We start from the raw sequence: 2,237 nt of genomic DNA, 5'->3' as shown, positions 1-2,237 counted from the left end.
GACACCGCCGGACAAACAGTAAACAGGTCGAGGCCCCACACCACACGGTGCGGGGCCTCCCTACTTTAACAACCCACACCCCACACCACCACGGCCTCCCCACCAGGAGGCCACACCACTTTAACAACCCCCGTGTCATGCCGCCGGCAGAAGTCCGCCACGAAGCGTCACCTAACCGAAGGCGGAAATACCGGTGATCTGCTGACCCAGAATCAGGATGTGGATTTCATCCGTACCCTCATAAGTGCGCACGGACTCAAGGTTATTGCCGTGCCACTGTCGCCGTTATATTGTTCGGTATCTCCGGCCAGCCTGGTCTCGTCTTCAAGCGCGAAGATCGGGCAAGTAGAGCGGCCACCGAGCATTTCGGCAGTGCCTCAAACTCTCCGGTTACGTCTGCTCCAATTGCCACAGATGCTTGATGCAATCTAGCCAAGCCAACACCTGTGGCAAACGTAGTGGGCAGGATCCAGGATCCGATATCGTTGCCGGGGATCAAACTAGAGACCTCTTCCTAAACGTCTCTGCCCTTCGGGACCTCTATGCAAAGTACCGCGTAGCCGTCGTTGGTGAGGTGGGGCGCCATGGAAACCTGCAACGGTTTTCCGCATGACGTAGAACAACGCTCGTTCCTCCGCCGTCGTGATATCTAATGAATCGCCTGAGCCGCGAACGATCCTCTTAGAACCACTCGCATCTGCCAAAAGATCCAAGCATCGTCGGCCTCGGACTGTAGATGTTCAAGTCCTGCGTCGTCCGCAAGCCTGTAGTTTGCACGCAAAGCCAGCTACAAGGATGCCCTGGCAAGTAGTTCAAGAACACCCAATTCAATTTTTTCGACTTCATTGCGGACTTAGGAAACATCTGCTGGTGCTGCTCACGCCTTTCTAGGCCAAACGGATACCGAAGCGGCAGGAGGATTCATTCCGCGTAGTAGACGTTAAATAGGGATGCCCGCGTAGGACGCCACCTCTCGCGATCACGAAAGCGCCTAAGTTTCTGACGCCTTCCCTGTTTGCGTCCATTTGGAGAGATCGGGTGATTTGGGAGACCGGTGCTCCGCATAGCCCGCAGAGCGTAAGCGGTCTTGCACCTCGGTCGAGAACTCGGGCAAGTATACGGCTTCGGTATCCCGTGGGTCGGGGGCAAGTCCAAGGCCGGCGAGCAAGCTCACTCGTCCCGTTCCTGCCACAAAGATTATTCGCGCGTAGTCAGTGTGCCGGCGAAGTTGAATGAGCCTCAGTTCCGAGAGAGGTAGAACCCGGATGAAGCGACCGGAGGCGATAACGACAGACTGGTCATCGATTCCTATCAGCCATTGCCGTCGCCGAGCTCGCATGCTCAGGAGAAAGGCTATCGATGCGGCAATACCTATCGACCCGCTAAGCATGATCACCTGGGACCGGCCGGATGGTGCGCCATTCATGTCCAACATGATGAGGATGGCAGTGGTCCCCACGCCGAGGACCATCACGATTAGCACGATGATAGCTGCCAAAGCTACCAGTGACATACGGACAGCGCGAACGGAGAGTTGGGATGCTCCGCCTTCGCTCTCTACCCATGTCAGCGGACGTGTTTCGGCAATAGGGGACCTAGTCACGAAGAGCCTTCAGGCGGCATTGAACTCATGGCTCGAAACCCTAACAGGTACGAACAGTGAGCGCTGATGCGGCAGCGAATTTGTTAGTCACTTTGAGGGCGTGTTGAGCGTGAGGTGGCGTGGTGCCGTCTTGTGCCAGCGGACAGGGGATAGCTCAAGAGTTGCTGGGTTTGCGCAAGTAGCGTCTTGCCCAAAGCGACTTGATGGCCACATGGGGCCTATCTCGTTTGGACTTCAGGCCCGGACACAGACGGCTGCCCAGGTAGGGGATCGAAGTTGGGCCAAGCCCGTGGCCTTGCGCAACGCTGGCTGATTTGCTTTGTGGTTGAAAGGTGTGTATTGTTTTTCGAGTTGCCCCGCTTGTTGTGGGTGACGAATACCCCGTTTATTGGTGCCGGTTTTGCCGGTATTTTTGTGGTGTTTTGTGGGGTTGATTCACTGGTTAGTGGATTTGCTTTTGTGAGGCATTGTGGGTAAGCTTGAAAAGTTGCTCCGGCACTGATCGTCAAGGATTGTTCCGTTTGTTTGCGGGGTTTTTGGTGTGTTGGTCGGGTGTGGTTGTTGTTTGAGAACTCAATAGTGTGCCAAGTTTTATTGATACCAATTTATTTATATTGAATTGGTTATTTGATTG

1 pseudogene is annotated in these 2,237 nt (G+C 54.9%); it reads right to left on the bottom strand.

Features of this window, described 5'->3' with window-relative positions:
• Positions 1 to 171: 171 nt before the first annotated feature.
• Positions 172 to 273 (bottom strand): annotated as a pseudogene (locus CXQ94_RS23230) (glutaryl-CoA dehydrogenase); the annotation flags it as partial.
• Positions 274 to 2,237: the final 1,964 nt, after the last annotated feature.

The organism is Arthrobacter sp. GMC3, assembly GCF_002929305.1.
Classification (GTDB): domain Bacteria; phylum Actinomycetota; class Actinomycetes; order Actinomycetales; family Micrococcaceae; genus Specibacter.
This window is presented reverse-complemented; position numbering and strand designations above follow the sequence as displayed.